Raw genomic sequence first — 17,110 nt, 5'->3', positions numbered from 1 at the left:
TTTTCATTAAAGTCAGACAGGAGAGATACGATGGCTATTGATCACGTGCACGATTTGCAGTTTGTCTACAAAAAAATATTGGATAATATGTCACGTCCAGGAAAAATTGCATCGCTTCAAACGTTGGCAGGCCGCAATGATTACAATCTGCAAATGCTTGATGCAACGTTACTTACAATTATGACCCTTCTCGATCGAGAGGTGACATTTCATGTACTTATGGACAACGGACAAAACTTACCCGAAAAAATTTCGGAATATACATTAGCAACCCATACAACAATCGATAAAGCAGACTTTGTCATCGTGCTAAAAGGAACACCAGAGACAGCAATTACCAATGCGATGACGCAATGTAAGAAAGGGAGCTTAATTGATCCACATGCATCGGCTACTTGGATCATCGAAAGCGCATTTAGCGACGTACATGAAGGCGAGCTTATGTTAACAGGCCCTGGAATAAAAGATCAAACGAAGCTGCAAACAGCGCTCACACCAGCTGTGTGGCAGGCGAGAAATGTCTGTGTGGCGGAATATCCATTAGGAATTGATTTGATGTTGACAGATGAAGATTTACAGGTTGTCTGCATACCTCGGACAACGAAGGTCGACATGATGGAGGTGGAATAGATGGGTTATGTTGCAGTAAAGGGTGGAACGAAGGCGATTGATGCTTCCATCGAGCGTCTAACATTTGAACGGTTGAAGAATCAGGAAATCATCGAAATTGAGACAATCATGGCTACAATGAAAAGTCTGATTGACCAAATTATGTCAGAGAGCAGTTTGTATTCCCCGTATTTGGCAGCACTTGCTATTAAACAAGCAGAGGGAAGCATGGAAGAAGCTGTCTTTTTAATGCGAGCACATCGCTCGACATTACCTAGACTCTATTACAGTCAAGCAGTTGAATCCGAAACAATGCTTGTGGAACGACGGATCTCTGCTAGTTTTAAAGATATTCCTGGTGGGCAGATCCTTGGCGCGACAAAGGATTACACGCATCGTTTACTAGACTTTGAGCTACTGGAGGAAGACCCTGCAGAAAATGAAGCGTGGCTATCCAACTATCAAAAAGCATCAGAAGCAGTAAAAGCATCCGATGAGTTAGAATTTTTTCCGAAAGTAGTAGATTACTTGCGGGAAGAGGGCTTATTTGAAAACTACGAAAGAGATAATACAGATCCAGTCGATATTACGAAGCAAAGCATAGCGTTTCCGGCTTCACGAAGTGCTCGTTTGCAAGTGTTAACGAGAGGACAGACAGGTGCAGTGACAGCATTGGGCTATGCTTCGCTGCGAGGATATGGGCAAGTCCATCCAACTGTTGGAGAAGTGCGTGTTGGCAGCTTGCCGATCTATGTTGCACATCCAAATGAAGGTGAGCAGGATGAAGAGGATGCATTCTACATCGGTGAAATCCAAGTAACCGAGGTCGAGTCGTTTGTTCCGGTTACAAAAAAGAACGACGCGAATGAGCAGGAACTGGAATTTGAAATAGGCTACGGTATTTGCTACGGCCAAAATGAAACAAAGGCAATAGCGATGAGTATTTTAGATCAATGCCTGGAGCATCCAGAATCCAGTTTTCCGACACACGATGAAGAATTTGTTTTATTACATATTGATTCGGTGGAAGCGACAGGATTTATATCGCATTTAAAATTGCCGCATTATGTTACATTCCAATCGAAATTGGATAGTATCCGTAACGTCAAGAAAGGGGGACATACAGATGAAAACTAAATCCCATTTTGCATTTTTTGATGAAGGCTCGAAAAAGGAAATTCGCCGATCGATTTTAAAGGCTATTGCGATACCAGGGTATCAAGTGCCATTTGCTTCGAGAGAAATGCCGATTGCACGTGGCTGGGGAACTGGAGGACTGCAAATCACCTTATCAATTATTGGAAAAAATGACGTATTAAAAGTGATTGACCAAGGTGCAGATGAATCCGTGAATGCTGTCAGCATCAAGAAGTTAGTGCAATCGACGACTGGAGTGGAGCTTGTGGAAAGAACGCAGGAGGCAAGTATAATTCAGTCCCGACACCGGATTCCGGAAGTGCCGCTCACTCCTGAGCAAATTCTGGTCTTGCAGGTTCCAGAACCAGAACCATTGAGGCGTGTCGAAAAAAGTGCATACAAAACAAAAATCCTCCATTCGGAAAATGATTATAGTGGTGCATGGCTTATGCTATTTGAACAAATTATGAAGTACGGGAGAACGGCTACAGGTGCAGACCATCCTGTGTACGTGAATAACCGCTATGTGATGGCGCCGAGTCCGATTCCAAGATACGATAATCCGAAAATGCATCAGTCGGAAGCATTGATTTTACTTGGTGCAGGGAGAGAGAAGAAAATTTATGCAATCCCACCTTATACGGATGTGGAGTCGCTTGCTTTTGATGACTATCCATTTGCAGTAGAAACCTTTACCGGAAAGAGCTGTCATTTATGCGGTGCGGAGGATGTCTTTTTAGATGAGTTGGTTGATCCGGCTACAAACGAAACGATCTATCAATGCAATGATACGAGCTATTGCATTGAACGGTTAAATAAGAAAGAGGAAGTCGAGGTGGAGACAAGCCATGCATGAAGAGCCTCTATTGAAGGTGAGAAACTTACAAAAGCAGTTTGGCGATGGATGCAGCAGATGTAAGGAAAGACAGAACTTAGAAAAAAATTACTGTCCAAATTGCGGGACTGTCTATGCTTGTCATGATATTTCATTTGATTTATTTGCCGGGGAAATCCTTGGAATTGTCGGGGAAAGCGGCAGTGGCAAATCGACGATGATGCAGTGCTTGTATTTTGATGCGGAGGTCACATCTGGAGCAGCATACATTGATGGTGGACCAGGTTCAGCCGAACGGAATGTATTTGAACTGTCGTCCCAGCAGAAGCGTTACATTCGCAATCATCAGTATGGCATGGTTTATCAAAATCCCGTGCATGGATTAAAAATGAATTTTTCCTCGGTTGGAAATATAGCGGAAAAACTCATTGCAGCTGGGAAACGGAATGTATCCGAGATGGAGGAAACTAGTAAAAGCTTACTGCAAAATGTACATATTCCGCTGTTTCGAATGAAGGAAGAGCCGAGGAATTTCTCGGGTGGCATGCAGCAGCGCGTGCAAATTGCCAAGGCGCTGTCAAATAACCCGCCAATTTTATTTTTAGATGAAGTAACCACTGGTCTTGATCTATCTGTGCAAGCAAATGTGCTCGATCTTATTAAGAAAATTCAGCGTGAGCTTGGAATTAGCATGATCGTTGTTTCCCATGATTTAGCGGTTATCCGCATGCTGGCGGATCGTACGATTGTGATGCTGAATGGTTCCATTATTGAGGAAGGTCTGACAGATCAAATCTTAGAGGATCCGCAGCATGCATATACTCAGCAATTGGTTTACTCATTACTTTAGAAGCTGTTCAAAAAGTCCGGTATCCTTTTGAACTCTTATTTATAGGGAGGAACGTTGATGGTTCTTATCATTCATAATGGAAAAATTGTAACAGAAAATGAAATTTTAGAAGGATATGCAGTGGTTGTGAGCGGTGAAATCATTCAGGAAATTACCCCAGAAGAAAAGCTATCTGAATATCCGAATGCCAAGTGGATTGATGCAAACGGAGGCTACATTTCCCCGGGCTTTATCGACATCCATTCCGATTATATTGAAGGAATTGTCTCACCAAGACCAACAAGCATGATGGATGTCAATATTAGCTTGCGTGAAGCAGAGAAAATCCTAATTAGCCATGGAATTACAACGATGTTTCATTCGCTATCCTTTTATCGCGAGGATGTTTTTACCCATAAACCGATGCGCTACCCGAAAAATGTTCAGCGTCTAGTCGATGCGATTGATGCGACACATAATGAATTGCGCTTGATTCGCCACCGTCTGCACGCACGCTTTGAAATCGATAATATTGATGAAGTGGATCGTCTTGTTGAAAATATTGAAAATGACAAGGTGCATTTATTATCGTTTATGGATCATACGCCAGGTCAAGGACAGTACAGAGATTTAGAAGTGTACAGGGAAACGTTAAAAGGCTATCGCGATATCTCTGATTCCGATGTGCAAACCATCATCGCAGAACGCCAAAACAGTACTTTTATGACGATTGAAAAAATAAAAGAAGTTGCGGAGATAGCTTTAGCGAAAGGTATTGCCGTTGCCTCCCACGACGATGATGATGTTGCTAAGATTGATTTAGTAAAATCCTTTGGAACGACGATTAGTGAATTTCCGATTACATTGGAGGTCGCTAAAAAGGCTAAGGAAATGGGATTGCAGACTGTTGCTGGGGCTCCAAATGTGCTGTTAGGCGGCTCGCATTCTGGAAATTTATCAGCAGCAGAAGCAATCAAGCATGGCTGTATTGACATTCTTTGCAGTGATTATTATCCAGCTGCATTACTCCATGCAATCTTCGAATTACACGAAAAGCATCATTATGATTTACATGAAATGTTCCGGATGGTCACGATTAATCCAGCTAGAGCGGTACGGATGGATGATGAGCTTGGCTCCATTAAACCTGGTAAAAAAGCGGATCTCTTAATTATTGAGCGAATGGATGATGGCTATCCGATGCTGACCATGACAATGGTAAACGGAGCAGTTATCACGACGACGAACTACCGATTGAACTAAAAGGAGGGTAGCTAACATGACAATGCTTGACGTGAATGATTTTGGCAAGAGGTTCACAATTCATCATTTAAATAAAACAATGCAAGCAGTAGAACAGGTTAATTTTTCTATAGAGAAAGGTGAATTTATTGGGATTGTTGGTAAAAGTGGCAGCGGAAAATCGACTATTTTAAAAAGCATTTATCGTTCCTATTTACCAGATGCAGGCGAAATGATGTATGATTCTGCACGGTTTGGAAGGATTGATTTATGCCAAGCGACAGAACGACAAATGCTTTATTTAAGGAAATATGAGATCGGCTATGTGTCGCAATTTTTAAATGTGATGCCACGAACGACATCAAGACAGCTTGTGGAAAAGGCGCTCCTTGAGATGGGAGAAACGGAATCAGTTGCACAGATTGAAGCGGAAAAGGCGTTAATCCATTTTGAATTGGATCCAAAACTTTGGGATACGTACCCGAACACCTTTTCAGGCGGAGAAAAACTGCGATTAAATATAGCAATGGCAACGGTGAAAAAACCACGACTTTTATTGCTCGATGAGCCGACTGCAAGCTTGGACCAGCAATCGAAGCTAAAGGTACGTGAAATTATTGAAAAATTAAAAGCAAATGGCACGACGCTCGTAGGGATATTCCATGATATTGAATTTATGGAGGGACTCTGCGATAAGGTCTACGATATGCGGGCAGGTAAGCTTCTTGCCGAAGCTGGTGTTACGAATGAAGGTTGATTTACATGTCCATAGCACATATTCCGATGGATCCGATTCGATTGAAATGGTGATGCGTGAAGCACAGTTGAATGGTGTAACACATCTTAGCTTTGTGGATCATGATACGACAGCGGGATTGCTTGAAGCACAACGCTTAGGAGAGCATTATGGAATTGAGGTTATTCCTGGAATCGAGATTTCAGCTTACGACTTTAAGCGAGATCTTAAAGTGCATATTCTGGGATATAACTATCAGCCAGAAGCACGTCATATTAAACAGCTCTGTGATTCGCTTTTAAAACGTCGTCATGCACACACGCTTTGGCAAATCGAGCAGATCAAGAAGGTCGGGTTTAGACTCGATTTAGATACGATAAGCAAAGCCGCAAAGCCAAGTGAAACAATCTATAAGCAGCATGTGATGCAGCAGCTAACAAGTGCTTCTTATTCATCCGATGCCTATCAATCGCTCTACAAGAGGCTTTTTAAAGGAGACGGGCCAGCAGCAGGCGATATCGAATATGTCGACGCTTTTGATGCTGTTCGTGCAGTGGTCGAGGATGGCGGGATTGCGGTTGTAGCACATCCAGGGCAATTGGATTCCTATGAACTGATACCAGAACTTATAGAGGTTGGATTAGGTGGCATTGAACGTAATCATATAGATCACGATGAACAGGACGTGTTAAAAGTTGAATCATTAGCGAATCAATATCAGCTGATAATGACTGGTGGAACAGACTATCATGGTTCATTTGGAAAGAGTGTTCAGATAGGAAATATAACGAGCCCGATAAACCTATTATTTAGTTAGTTTGAATTATCTTAAGATACTGTTAAAACAATGTAAATAGCCTATTTTTTTGAAAAAATTATGTTTTAATAGTAGCTGTGCAGGTAGGGGTTGAATGAAACGTTAACAATCCTTATGCGTGAATGTTATGCTGCACATCTAAATTTAAAAGGTGAAGGAGAACTCATTCATGAAGAAGAACTGGTATTTAGTAGGAATGCTCGCTTTAGTACTTGTAATGCTTGCGGCTTGTTCTGGCGGAACAGCTTCAGGTGAGGATGGAGAAGTAGATGATGTCATTGATATTGTTTGGTATCCGAATGAATCTGGTAATGATATGAAATCTTCGCGTGATGAAATTGGACGAGTGATCGAAGAAGCAACAGATAAGGAAGTAGAACACCATCTAACAACCGATTATGCGATTGCAATTGAAACACTTGTTAACAATAATGCAGATGTTGCGTTTATGGGTGCAGTTGGATACATTGAGGCTAAAAATGGAAATGATGCGGTAGAACCTTTAGTCGTTCCATCTGGTGAATCTGGTACATTAGACGATGCGATTTACTATAGCTGGTTAGCAGTAAACGTGGATGAGCAAGATAATTTTAAAGTAGACGGTGAGTTTTCACTAGATACAATTGCTGATAAACCTTTCTCTTTTGTGTCAAACAGTTCAACTTCCGGGTTTGTCGTACCATCCTCTGGAATCATTGAACATTTCAGTGAGCAAGAAGAATATGCAGATTTAACTGGGGAGGATCTAATGGAAGGTGGTCCATTATTCTCTCAAGTATTATTTGGTGGGTCGCACCAAGGTTCGGCAGTTAATCTTTTAAATAACTCTGCTGAAGTAGCAGCGTTCTGTGATACATGCGTAGAAAACTATGTAGAGCTTGTTGAAGGGGAAGCAAACACACCTGGAGCTGTTTATCGTGTGAAAGACGATGCTGCAGAACCATTCAATACAGTTGCTGGTAAAGAATTTGTTTTAATGAGCGTAACACCAGTATTGAATGCACCATTTGCCGCAAATATGGATGTATTAGGACAAGAGGATTTTGATACATTGCAAGAACTATTTTCTTCAGATGAAATTGCAAATAACGAACAAATCTTTGTACCGGAAGATTCTGGTGAGTCTGGATTATTCTTTAAATCAGGTGAGGAACGATTTATTCCTGTTGAAGATTCCTGGTTTGACCCAATTCGTGAGCTTTCAGAATAAGTAGATTACACATGGAGATAGAGTGTGCATAAGGTTGAATGCATACTCTATTTTACTAAATAGGTGACAAAGGAGCGGAAAAACATGTCATTACTACAAGTAGAAGGACTTGGGAAATCGTATAACTTAGAAACCAAAGTATTAAAAAATGTTAATTTTACTGTGGAAACTGGTGAGTTTGTTTCGGTTATTGGTCCATCTGGTGCGGGGAAATCTACACTATTACGTTGCATCAATCGGATGGTTGAAATCAATGAGGGGAAGGTAATTTTCAATAACCTAGATGTCGGATCACTAAAGAAAAAAGACTTGCGGAAATTGCGTACTGACATCGGGATGGTATTTCAGCACTATAATCTAGTGCCACGTTTAACCGTAATTGAGAATGTCCTTCATGGTAGGTTTGGCTACAAAACAACCTTACAAGGCGTGTTAGGACGATTTAGTGAAGAGGAGAAGGAACAGGCCTTTTTCTTGCTTCAGAAGCTTGGAATTGAAGAGCATGCGTATAAGCGCTGTGACCAATTAAGTGGTGGGCAGCAGCAGCGCGTTGGCATTTGCCGTGCACTGATCCAAGATCCAAAGCTTATTCTCTGCGATGAGCCAATTGCCTCTTTGGACCCCAATTCCTCCAAGGTTATTATGGATCACTTAAAGTCAATCACAAATGACTTAGGCATCACCTGTCTAGTAAATCTACACCAAGTAGAGGTTGCCCAAGACTATTCGGATCGAATTATTGGGCTGAGAAAAGGCGAAATTGTGTTTGATGGAAAAAGTGCTCTTCTGCGTGAGGAACAAATTAATCATATCTACGGTACGGAACGACGAGAATTAATTACGGTATAAGGAGCAATTAAGCGTGAATGAAAAAGCGATGCGAAAAAGCAGATGGATCACAACAGTATCCTTAATTATCATTATTGGTATAACCTATTTATCAGCAGTTATTACAGAATTCAACTTTATCGACAGCGTTGCAACATTACCAAAAGCGTTAAGCTGGATCTTCGCAAATCTCTGGATCACACAAGAAACATGGGAAAGACTGCCTGCGATCTTAGGTAAGCTCAATGAAACGATTTTTATGTCGATAGCAGCAACAACACTTGCGGCAATTATTTCGTTGTTCCTAGGTTTAATGGGATCAAAAACAACAAAAGTAAACAATGTCTTCAGTGTGCTTGCTCGGTTGATTGCCTCTTTTTCACGGAATATACCGGTTGTTGCATGGTCACTCATTTTACTAATTTCATTTGGACAAAATTCCTTGACTGGGTTTTTGGCTTTATTTGTTGGTACGCTTGGATTTTTAACAAGGGCATTTATTGAATCAATTGATGAAGCTAGCCAAAGTGCTGTAGAAGCATTGCAGGCTACGGGAGCGACGTATGCACATATTGTAAATAAGGCGGTTATTCCACAAAGCTTACCACAAATGCTAAGCTGGATTTTATTTATGATTGAAACGAATATCCGAAGCGCTACATTAGTCGGGATTTTAACAGGTACAGGAATCGGGTATACGTTTGATTTATATTACAAGTCTCTAAACTATAACGCTGTAGCACTTGTAACTTTTACAATTGTCATTGCCGTCATCATTATAGAACTGATTTCAAACCGGATACGGAAGGTGATCTTATAATGGAAATGCTAAGAGGAGGAGCACAGCCAAAGCAAACCTACATAAAACGGACGCGGACTGGTCGAATTAATATTAAAGCTGGAAATAAGGTTGAGCTCGTAACAAAGTGGACCATTGCAATGTTAGCTGTCTTAACGATTATGGCTTTCTTTTTCTTTGACTACACAGGGTTGCAGTTAGAACGCGCTATTACCGAAACAGCATATAATTTAAAGACGATGTTCTTAGAGCCAACTTTAAGTCATTTCAGCTGGGGAGAGGCTTTCCATCAAATTGGCATTACGGTTGGGTTGGGTGTTTTAGCAACGGTAATTGGAGCAATTATTGCTTTGTTTCTAGCCTTTTTAGCAGCTGAAAACCTATCCAAGCCATGGATTTCAAAATCGGTACGTGTTGTTGTAGCATTTATTCGTGCTGTTCCAACTGTATTATGGGTTCTCATTTTTGCAATTGCCGCGGGTCTTGGCAGTGAAGCTGCTGTACTTGGTATGCTATTTCACTCAATCGCTTATTTGGTGAAGGCTTTCTCCGAATCATTTGAAGAGGTCGATCGGGGTATTTTAGAAGCAATGCGAGCAACCGGCTCTAATTGGTGGCATATGGTAACACACGGCGTGCTCCCGTCTACCTTTACGTATTTACTATCCTGGACATTTTTACGATTCGAAATTAATTTCGGTGTCGCTGTCGCAATGGGCGCCGCGGCAGGAGCTGGCGGTATTGGATTTGAGCTCTTTATGGCATCGGGTTTCTATTTTGACTTGCGCGAGGTTGGATTTATCACGTACGCAATCCTCATTATCGCAATTATTTTAGAAATAGTTTCAACACAATTGAAAAATCGTTATTTCCCAGCGGCCGCAAAGAATTGAGTTTTGTATGAACCCCCTTTTTAATCAGCATATGTCAGATTATTAATATAAAAAGTATTTTGTTCTTTTTAAACGTGATGAGTGCTTTTATTCTGCCATTTCGTGATTCTATTAAACCGATCGCATTTTATTTAACTGTGGCCATCGTTCTAGGGTGGGGCGCACTGCTTTTGTGGTCGGGGTTTGGTTCGATCTTCAAAAAAGTTTTTATAAAGCATGACAAGATCTTTCGAGCAGCGATGAGTTTATTGCTGGTTTATTCTGCGGTAACGATTTTTCTTTAAGTTGAACAAAGTGGAAATGATTTACTTCAAAAAGAAAAGCGCCACATTTGCGGTGCTTTTCTTTCGTTTGAGTAAATACTGTTATTCCTTCACAATCAACATATCATTCTCATCAAATTGCCAGCTCTCGCCATAAGCAACTTCCCAATAAAATCCATTCGGATCTTGGAAATAGCCGCTATATCCGCCCCAGAACACAATCTCAGGTGCTTTTACAATTTTAGCGCCAGCTTTTTCAGCAACTGCAAAAACCTCATCGACTTCTTCTTTCGATTTCCCGTTATATGCCAGCGTAATTCCGCCAAAACCGATACTAACTTGCGGTGGATTCTCTTCATCAATATCTTTTGCTAACCGATCAATCTGGAACAAGGATATTTTTGTTCCGCCATTATTGAAAAAAATAACATCTGGATCGGATTCCTTGCCATAGACAACAACGTCAAATCCCAGTCCATCCCGATAAAACGCTAACGATTCTACCATGTCCTTTACACCTAATGTGATTAAATTTAAACGATTCATTCAATCATCTCCTTATTCTACAGCTTTTTCAATAATCGAGAAGCTAGCCTCATCGCAATCTATTTCAGTCTGAGCCCCATATGGAAGAATAAACTTTGGTTCGGTGTGGCCGAAGTTCATGTTATAAAGAATTGGCAAGTCCGCTAATCCATATTCCTGCATAACTGTGCGTATCGCTTCTTTGTATTCAGTGTAATATATTTCATCATAAGGCTTGGCAAAAAGGATACCATTTGTTTTTTGTAAAATACCTTGTGCAGCGTAATTTCGCAGCCAATATTTAATCAGATCTGGCTTTGGTTTTTCCTCTGAGGTTTCAAAGAAAAGAATACTGTCATCCCAATAGCTTTCCTCTGGCCAGAGCGCTGTACTTTTTGCAAATTCAAGAACATCCATACAACCGCCAATCAACCTGCCTTGTACGACACCAGTTCCCTGCAGCACTTCATAAGCCGAATTTGGCTGCATCTTCCTCTGAGTGTCTTTGTTTGCGATATCCCACTCTAAAAATTCACTTGTCCATTCCATAGCAGGTTTAATTTCTCCAATTTTTTCATTCGAGAAAAGCGTTTGCTGAATGCTTTTTACGGTGTAAGGGTGCATCTCGATATTTTCAGCGAAATCGGTTAAGATAGCTGGACCGTAAAATGAGGAAATTCCCGCTTTATGACAAAATAAATGAGCTATCGTAACATCTGAATAACCCATAAATATCTTCGGGTTTTCACGGATGATCTCGAAATCGATATAGGGTAGCAATCGGATACTTTCTTCGCCACCAATGTTAGCGATAATTCCTTTAATGCTTTTATCGGCAAATGCTGTCATCAAATCCTCGGCTCGAGCCTCTGGATGTGCGTAGAGATAGTCCGACCCTTTCAAGCTGTTTGGCATAGCGACAACTTCTAGACCAAATACATCCTTTAATCGTTGGACACCTTGCTCATAGCGCCATCGTATTGGTTCATCACCAGCACCTCCCCAAGAAGGACTGACCGTTGCAACTTTGTCTCCGGGCTGTAATTTATTTGGTTTTTTCAATAATGTTCTCATCTCATCCATCCCCTCCATCAGATTAAAGATAACGTAATTTTGTTATTCCCAATAACACATCTGTAATAGATTGCCATCAGGGTCATATAGGTTAAAAAATTGATTCACGCCATCATCTTGGATAGCAGTTACGTTTACATTTTTGTCTGTTAAATGATCAAATACCTGTTTGATATGTTGCGTGTAAAAGATAGGGTATACTTGATTTGCCTGTAGAGCTTTACTCGTTCTATTTTCCTCAATGGTTAATGGAACATTACTATCTCCAATTTTTAAAATACGATAGCTGTTGTCGCTAAAAACTTCCCGGAATCCAAGGACATCTTGATACCATGTGCTTGCTTTGGCTACATTGCTGACAGGCAAGCAAATCGTGTCGATACGTTCAATCAAACGCAAGGGCACGTTCTCTTGTTGAATTCCGTATTTTTCTTTAAATACCGGACTCAGCTCACTCCAGACGTCAAATTTATTTCCGTCTAAGTCATGAAATACGAAGTTTCTGCCCACATGCCCTCGATCCACCACTTCCTCAGCATAAACGTCACGTTCTCGAAGTGTTTTATGTAATTCCATCAGTGCATCAATTCCATCCACTTCAAATGTAAGGGAAAAGTGTTCCGTATTGGCTGTGTTAATAAAATTGGCACGTTGGCCTTCTGCAGACTTTACCAAGAAAAAACTTTGGTTAGCAAGATCGATAATTGCCTTTTCTGCATCTTGAAAACGAACTTGTGCATCAAGCTTGTCCACATACCATTTTGATGCATGCTCTATATTCATAACAGGAATATAGATAGTTCCTACCCTTATTAGACTGCTATTCAAGTTGAGCCCCCCTTTTAGTTGGTTCCGTTGAAACTCTTTCATAAGATATTCGCTATTCAGGTAGTAGAAACCTTTAATAGGAACCGAAAAAAGTAAAAGAAGCTGCGTGCAGCAGCTCCTCTTGACCATCTATTATGGTGACGGACGATTCGGTCCATGCAATTTAACACCAGTCTTATTCTCTTTTTTTAATGCATTTAACTCTTCCTTGCTTTTATTTTTTGATTTTGGCCTTCCAGACATCTGAATCCCTCCTTTGCTGATTAGTGTGTCTTATTTTTTAAAAAAGATAATTGATATCATAATATTGCCTTCCTATCATGATGGGATTGTATGGAATGGTTAATAATGCTGAAGTTGGTAAGGGGAATGCTGATATTCGAGTTAAATTTGCTGATGTTTAAGGGAGAAAAGCTGAAGTTCACTATTAGAGGTGCTGCTCTTCGCACCTGGATCGGATTAGTAGCAGCTAAGTTGAAGGGCTCTATACATAAAAAAAGGCTGAACATACATTCAGCTTTCTCCTATCCCAATTATTTTGGCGAAATGGGTATCCATATCTCGCTTTTAAAATTCGGCGACGAGACATCATTATGTTCATTCCATAAAATTCTAGGACCTTCCGCTTGTTCATAATTTGCAGAAGGGAACCATTCGGAATAGATTCGTCCCAGACATTTTGTAACGTGTCAGGGGAGGGACCAATTCCTTTAAGGATAGAATAGCAAGTAGTGAATAGTTCTACCCGGCATTATGTGCCCGATTTGGCAGGGTACTTCCATTCTAATAGTAGCAGGTACATAAATGTAAAAGTAATTGTGTAAAATTTTAGTAAAAATAAAAAATACGATAGACTTGTCCAAATAACGTGTTAAAATTAACATAGGAAGTTACATAAGAAGGTGAAAATCGATGAAATTTTGGATGAGAAAATTAGCAGTTGTCTTCGTAACCATCTTCACATTAGGAATGTACAGTCCGACAGCTCTTTTAGAGATTGATGCGGATGAAAATGAAGACGCATTTTCCTCTGGAGCAGATATAAACAACCATTCTGGTCCCGTAACGGAATTACGAGAAGAAATTGATTATACGTTACCCTTGCCTATAGAGGCGAATCCGAAAGAACAAGCCGTGAAAGAGTTAACTGAGCAGGCCAAGGAACAAGCGCTTATCAAATTCGGCTCTAGAATTGCAAGCCAGGTAGAGACGGAGTTCACAGACATCATTTTACCAAACATCGAAGCAGTTTTAGCTTCTATTTTAGACGAATCTGGAGCAGATAATTACGCCTATTTTGCAATTACAGAAAACCCCGCTGAAGGCTATGGAGAACGAATTTTTAATGTATATGATGAAAAAAGAGGGCAAGATATTGCAAAGTTCCATGTGCGCCGGGATAACCGTCCGCTAGAAGGACATTATTTCAATTTCCATTATCATGTCAGCAGCGATGGATTTAAGGAGCATCACGATATTGGCGAAATCTATTGGGATAAAAATACACCACCGAGGTGGATGGCATAGATTCGTGAGCTGCTTTCTCATTGTTAGAGACAATCTAACAATGAAAAAGCAGCTTATATTTTTTTATCGAGCTCCCCCATCGAACTCCACTAACAACTCCCCAATCTTCCAATCACGAATAACTTCATCTGCAGCATAATCAAGCTCGGTTCTCTCCTGATTCACAATCACCAATTTAGCTCCGCTTTCCTTTGCAATAAGGGGAAATTGATTCGCGGGTGTAACGCTTAACGAGGAACCTAGCACAATAAATAGATCTGCCCGTTCCGCTTCTTCTAAAGCCATTTGAAAAGCATCTGATGGTAATGTTTCACCAAACAAGACGATAGAAGGGCGAAGAATTCCGCCACAGGAACAGTGATATTCCTTTTTAATATATTCTTTACTGTCGTATACTTTCCCGCAGGATTGGCAGTGCAGTTTTTGCAATGTACCGTGAAGCTCAGCAACCCGTTTACTGCCTGCAAGTTGATGAAAACCATCGACATTTTGGGTGATAATCGATTGGATAACGCCGCGCTTTTCCCAATCCGCTAGAATCAGATGGCCTTTATGTGGATGATACTCCTTCACACCAAGTACGCGTTCACGATAAAATGCAATAAATTCATGTACATTATTATTTAACGCATCCGTACTAGCAATTTTACTAGGATCCTTTTTCTGCCAAAGTCCTTGGTTTGCTGAGCGGAAGTCTGGCAGTCCGCTTTCTGTTGACATCCCGGCACCCGTGAAGACAACAGAATAGCTTGCATCACGCAACCATTCTTTCAACATGAAATTACCCCCTTCGGTTCATTCTAGATAGTTCCATTATACAACAGCTATTATAATTGACATCAAAAAAGGGATGTGTTATTAAATGATTAGGGATTAGCACTCCATGTCATAGAGTGCTAAAAAACTGACTGAAAAAAGGAGATGAATAGTATGAGCAAGGTAGCATTTAAAGCAGAATCGAAGAAACTATTAGATATGGTTATCAACTCCATTTATTCACAGCGTGAGGTCTTCTTAAGAGAACTTATTTCCAATGCGAGTGACGCCATTGACAAAATCTATTACAAAGCACTGACAGACGATTCACTTTCGTTTAATAAAGATAGCTACTACATAAAAGTAGATCCAAATAAAGATACACGTACATTAAAAATTACAGATACAGGGATTGGGATGACGAAGGAAGAGCTAGAGGACAACCTTGGTGTCATTGCAAAAAGTGGTTCCCATACATTTAAAACAGAAAATGAAATCAAAGATGGCCATGATATTATCGGTCAGTTTGGTGTTGGTTTCTATGCGGCATTTATGGTAGCTGATAAAGTAACGGTGATCAGTAAGTCCATTGAAAGTGATGAGGCATTTAAATGGGAATCAACAGGTCCTGATGGCTACACCATTACCCCTGCAGAAAAAGCACAGGTTGGTACCGAAATCATTTTAGAAATTAAAGAGAATGGAGAAGAAGAGAACTATGATGAGTTTCTAGAAGAATATCGCTTGAAACAAATCATCAAAAAGTACTCCGACTTTATCCGCTATCCAATCAAAATGGATATCACAGAAAGTAAGTTAAAAGAAGGATCAGAGGACGAGTATGAAGATGTAACCCACGAACAAACAATCAATACGATGGTTCCAATTTGGAAAAAGAACAAAAGTGAACTCACTGACGAAGACTATGAGAATTTTTACAATGAAAAGCATTACGGCTATGACAAACCATTAAAGCATATTCACATTAATGTCGATGGAACGATTCGTTATAATGCGATTCTGTACATTCCAGAAAACGCACCACATAACTATTATACGAGGGAATTTGAAAAAGGACTTGAGCTCTATTCCAATGGCGTATTGATCATGGATAAATGCGCTGATCTGCTCCCAGACTATTTTAGCTTTGTGAAGGGAATGGTAGACTCCGAAGATCTATCATTGAACATTTCCAGAGAGATGCTCCAGCATGATCGCCAGCTGAAGCTGATCGCGAAAAACATGAATAAAAAAATCAAAACACAATTACAAAGTATTTTACGAGATGATCGCGAGAAATATGAGAAGTTCTATAAATCATTCGGTCAACAGCTGAAATATGGTGTATATAGTGACTTTGGTCAGAATAAAGACTTGTTACAGGATCTATTATTGTTCTATTCTTCAAAAGAGAAGAAGCTCGTCACATTAGAAGAGTACGTTTCACGCATGCCAGAGGAACAAAAATATATTTACTATGCAACTGGCGAATCCAATGAGCGGATTGAAAAGCTTCCACAAACTGAACTTGTGGCAGATAAAGGCTATGAAATATTATTCTTTACCGATGAAATCGATGAATTTGCCATCCGCATGCTAATGAACTATAAAGAGAAAGAATTCAAGTCTGTATCTAGTGGTGATTTAGGTATTGAGGATGATCAAAAGGATGCAACTGAAGAAGCACAGGAAGAAAATAAAGATCTGTTCGCATCGATGAAAGAAATTTTATCGGGCAAAGTAAAAGAAGTGCGCGCATCAAAACGATTAAAATCACATCCTGTCGTATTAACAGCAGATGGGGAAATCTCGATTGAAATGGAAAAAATAATTAATGCAATGCCAGATGACCAAAACATCAAGGCTGAAAAAGTGCTAGAGATCAATGTAAATCATGATATTTTCCAAGCGCTGAAAAAAGCACAGGACCAAGATAAAGAAAAATTGAATTTATATACAAACCTCCTTTACAATCAAGCACTCCTCATCGAAGGACTGCCAATTAACGACCCAGTTGAATTTACGAATGATATTTGTAAAGTAATGGTGTGATACAAACAAGGTCCCTGCATGATGCAGGGGCCTTGTTTGTATATTTGCTAAGAAATGAAACTCGTCCGCACGAAACTCGAAGCTAAGACACCATCCCGCGCCTCTAAAGCACCAAACCGCCAAATTAAGACACCATCCCGCGCCTCTAAA

Annotated in this window: 17 protein-coding genes and 2 pseudogenes; 13 read left to right on the top strand and 6 right to left on the bottom strand. The window is 40.3% G+C overall.

Going from position 1 to position 17,110, the window contains the following annotated elements; genetic code table 11:
* Positions 1 to 30: 30 nt before the first annotated feature.
* The 11 genes from phnH to MHH64_RS00965 all read left to right on the top strand — a co-directional run bounded on the left by phnH (position 31) and on the right by MHH64_RS00965 (position 9,935).
* Positions 31 to 630 carry a phosphonate C-P lyase system protein PhnH gene (gene phnH / locus MHH64_RS01015; RefSeq protein WP_303446963.1) on the top strand — a complete coding sequence of 200 codons (600 nt, stop codon included), beginning with the start codon at positions 31 to 33 and terminating at the stop codon, positions 628 to 630.
* Positions 631 to 1,746, top strand: a complete 1,116-nt coding sequence (locus tag MHH64_RS01010; RefSeq protein ID WP_095310512.1) for a carbon-phosphorus lyase complex subunit PhnI — start codon at positions 631 to 633, stop codon at positions 1,744 to 1,746.
* Entirely contained in the window at positions 1,736 to 2,602 is an 867-nt protein-coding gene (locus tag MHH64_RS01005; RefSeq protein WP_095310514.1) for an alpha-D-ribose 1-methylphosphonate 5-phosphate C-P-lyase PhnJ, read from the top strand. Before MHH64_RS01010 ends, MHH64_RS01005 begins: the two co-directional genes overlap by 11 nt.
* Complete coding sequence (locus tag MHH64_RS01000; RefSeq protein ID WP_251660090.1) at positions 2,595 to 3,431, top strand: ATP-binding cassette domain-containing protein; 837 nt, start codon at positions 2,595 to 2,597, stop codon at positions 3,429 to 3,431. Before MHH64_RS01005 ends, MHH64_RS01000 begins: the two co-directional genes overlap by 8 nt.
* Positions 3,432 to 3,488: 57 nt before the next feature.
* Complete coding sequence (gene phnM / locus MHH64_RS00995) at positions 3,489 to 4,673, top strand: phosphonate metabolism protein PhnM (RefSeq protein ID WP_095310518.1); 1,185 nt, start codon at positions 3,489 to 3,491, stop codon at positions 4,671 to 4,673.
* Positions 4,674 to 4,689: 16 nt separating this feature from the next.
* On the top strand, positions 4,690 to 5,409 hold the full coding sequence (phnL, locus tag MHH64_RS00990) for a phosphonate C-P lyase system protein PhnL (RefSeq protein WP_340002506.1): 720 nt from the start codon (positions 4,690 to 4,692) through the stop codon (positions 5,407 to 5,409).
* Positions 5,399 to 6,205: a PHP domain-containing protein gene (locus tag MHH64_RS00985; protein WP_340002505.1), complete on the top strand. Its 807-nt coding sequence runs from the start codon at positions 5,399 to 5,401 to the stop codon at positions 6,203 to 6,205. Before phnL ends, MHH64_RS00985 begins: the two co-directional genes overlap by 11 nt.
* Positions 6,206 to 6,374: 169 nt before the next feature.
* Positions 6,375 to 7,415, top strand: coding sequence for a PhnD/SsuA/transferrin family substrate-binding protein (locus MHH64_RS00980; RefSeq protein WP_095310523.1), 1,041 nt, complete (start codon positions 6,375 to 6,377; stop codon positions 7,413 to 7,415).
* An 84-nt stretch (positions 7,416 to 7,499) separates the two neighbouring features.
* Positions 7,500 to 8,264 carry a phosphonate ABC transporter ATP-binding protein gene (gene phnC, locus MHH64_RS00975; protein ID WP_095310525.1) on the top strand — a complete coding sequence of 255 codons (765 nt, stop codon included), beginning with the start codon at positions 7,500 to 7,502 and terminating at the stop codon, positions 8,262 to 8,264.
* A gap of 13 nt (positions 8,265 to 8,277) precedes the next feature.
* Positions 8,278 to 9,063 carry a phosphate/phosphonate ABC transporter permease gene (locus MHH64_RS00970; protein ID WP_095310526.1) on the top strand — a complete coding sequence of 262 codons (786 nt, stop codon included), beginning with the start codon at positions 8,278 to 8,280 and terminating at the stop codon, positions 9,061 to 9,063.
* On the top strand, positions 9,063 to 9,935 hold the full coding sequence (locus tag MHH64_RS00965) for an ABC transporter permease subunit (RefSeq protein ID WP_095310528.1): 873 nt from the start codon (positions 9,063 to 9,065) through the stop codon (positions 9,933 to 9,935). Before MHH64_RS00970 ends, MHH64_RS00965 begins: the two co-directional genes overlap by 1 nt.
* 365 nt (positions 9,936 to 10,300) lie before the next feature.
* Here the strand turns inward: MHH64_RS00965 and MHH64_RS00960 are convergent, their stop codons facing one another.
* From MHH64_RS00960 to MHH64_RS00940, 5 genes and pseudogenes are all read right to left on the bottom strand, one after another.
* Positions 10,301 to 10,744 (bottom strand): VOC family protein, encoded by a 444-nt coding sequence (locus tag MHH64_RS00960; RefSeq protein WP_340002504.1) that lies wholly within the window; start codon positions 10,742 to 10,744, stop codon positions 10,301 to 10,303.
* 12 nt (positions 10,745 to 10,756) lie between these two features.
* On the bottom strand, positions 10,757 to 11,797 hold the full coding sequence (locus MHH64_RS00955; protein ID WP_340002503.1) for a S66 peptidase family protein: 1,041 nt from the start codon (positions 11,795 to 11,797) through the stop codon (positions 10,757 to 10,759).
* Positions 11,798 to 11,839: 42 nt separating this feature from the next.
* Positions 11,840 to 12,202, bottom strand: coding sequence for a VOC family protein (locus MHH64_RS00950; RefSeq protein ID WP_240033712.1), 363 nt, complete (start codon positions 12,200 to 12,202; stop codon positions 11,840 to 11,842).
* A 6-nt stretch (positions 12,203 to 12,208) separates the two neighbouring features.
* Positions 12,209 to 12,625 (bottom strand): annotated as a pseudogene (locus MHH64_RS00945) (VOC family protein); the annotation flags it as partial.
* A 533-nt stretch (positions 12,626 to 13,158) separates the two neighbouring features.
* Positions 13,159 to 13,373: pseudogene (locus tag MHH64_RS00940) on the bottom strand (GyrI-like domain-containing protein); the annotation flags it as partial.
* Positions 13,374 to 13,537: 164 nt separating this feature from the next.
* On the opposite strand from MHH64_RS00940, the gene MHH64_RS00935 reads away from it, so the two are divergent.
* Entirely contained in the window at positions 13,538 to 14,152 is a 615-nt protein-coding gene (locus MHH64_RS00935; RefSeq protein WP_340002502.1) for a YpjP family protein, read from the top strand.
* 63 nt (positions 14,153 to 14,215) lie between these two features.
* On the opposite strand, the gene MHH64_RS00930 is transcribed toward MHH64_RS00935, so the two are convergent.
* Positions 14,216 to 14,929 (bottom strand): NAD-dependent protein deacylase, encoded by a 714-nt coding sequence (locus MHH64_RS00930; RefSeq protein WP_340002501.1) that lies wholly within the window; start codon positions 14,927 to 14,929, stop codon positions 14,216 to 14,218.
* Between the two features lie 153 nt (positions 14,930 to 15,082).
* Here MHH64_RS00930 and htpG point away from each other — a divergent pair, with 153 nt between their 5' ends.
* The gene (htpG, locus tag MHH64_RS00925) at positions 15,083 to 16,960 is read left to right on the top strand and encodes a molecular chaperone HtpG (RefSeq protein WP_340002500.1); all 1,878 of its coding nucleotides are present in this window, start codon (positions 15,083 to 15,085) and stop codon (positions 16,958 to 16,960) included.
* Positions 16,961 to 17,110 lie beyond the last annotated feature (150 nt).

Origin of the sequence: Oceanobacillus sp. FSL K6-0127 (assembly GCF_037983385.1) — a bacterium.
GTDB lineage: Bacteria > Bacillota > Bacilli > Bacillales > Amphibacillaceae > Oceanobacillus > Oceanobacillus profundus.
The sequence above is the reverse complement of the archived record's forward strand: the minus strand, read 5'-3'. Positions and strand labels throughout refer to the sequence as shown.

Coding starts and splice junctions, on each gene's coding strand:
- phnL (WP_340002506.1), top strand. CDS start 4,690: ATGACAATGCTTGACGTGAATGATTTTGGCAAGAGGTTCACAATTCAT.
- MHH64_RS01010 (WP_095310512.1), top strand. CDS start 631: ATGGGTTATGTTGCAGTAAAGGGTGGAACGAAGGCGATTGATGCTTCC.
- htpG (WP_340002500.1), top strand. CDS start 15,083: ATGAGCAAGGTAGCATTTAAAGCAGAATCGAAGAAACTATTAGATATG.
- MHH64_RS00985 (WP_340002505.1), top strand. CDS start 5,399: ATGAAGGTTGATTTACATGTCCATAGCACATATTCCGATGGATCCGAT.
- MHH64_RS00980 (WP_095310523.1), top strand. CDS start 6,375: ATGAAGAAGAACTGGTATTTAGTAGGAATGCTCGCTTTAGTACTTGTA.
- phnM (WP_095310518.1), top strand. CDS start 3,489: ATGGTTCTTATCATTCATAATGGAAAAATTGTAACAGAAAATGAAATT.
- MHH64_RS01005 (WP_095310514.1), top strand. CDS start 1,736: ATGAAAACTAAATCCCATTTTGCATTTTTTGATGAAGGCTCGAAAAAG.
- MHH64_RS00935 (WP_340002502.1), top strand. CDS start 13,538: ATGAAATTTTGGATGAGAAAATTAGCAGTTGTCTTCGTAACCATCTTC.
- phnC (WP_095310525.1), top strand. CDS start 7,500: ATGTCATTACTACAAGTAGAAGGACTTGGGAAATCGTATAACTTAGAA.
- MHH64_RS00930 (WP_340002501.1), bottom strand. CDS start 14,929: ATGTTGAAAGAATGGTTGCGTGATGCAAGCTATTCTGTTGTCTTCACG.
- MHH64_RS01000 (WP_251660090.1), top strand. CDS start 2,595: ATGCATGAAGAGCCTCTATTGAAGGTGAGAAACTTACAAAAGCAGTTT.
- phnH (WP_303446963.1), top strand. CDS start 31: ATGGCTATTGATCACGTGCACGATTTGCAGTTTGTCTACAAAAAAATA.
- MHH64_RS00960 (WP_340002504.1), bottom strand. CDS start 10,744: ATGAATCGTTTAAATTTAATCACATTAGGTGTAAAGGACATGGTAGAA.
- MHH64_RS00965 (WP_095310528.1), top strand. CDS start 9,063: ATGGAAATGCTAAGAGGAGGAGCACAGCCAAAGCAAACCTACATAAAA.
- MHH64_RS00955 (WP_340002503.1), bottom strand. CDS start 11,797: ATGAGAACATTATTGAAAAAACCAAATAAATTACAGCCCGGAGACAAA.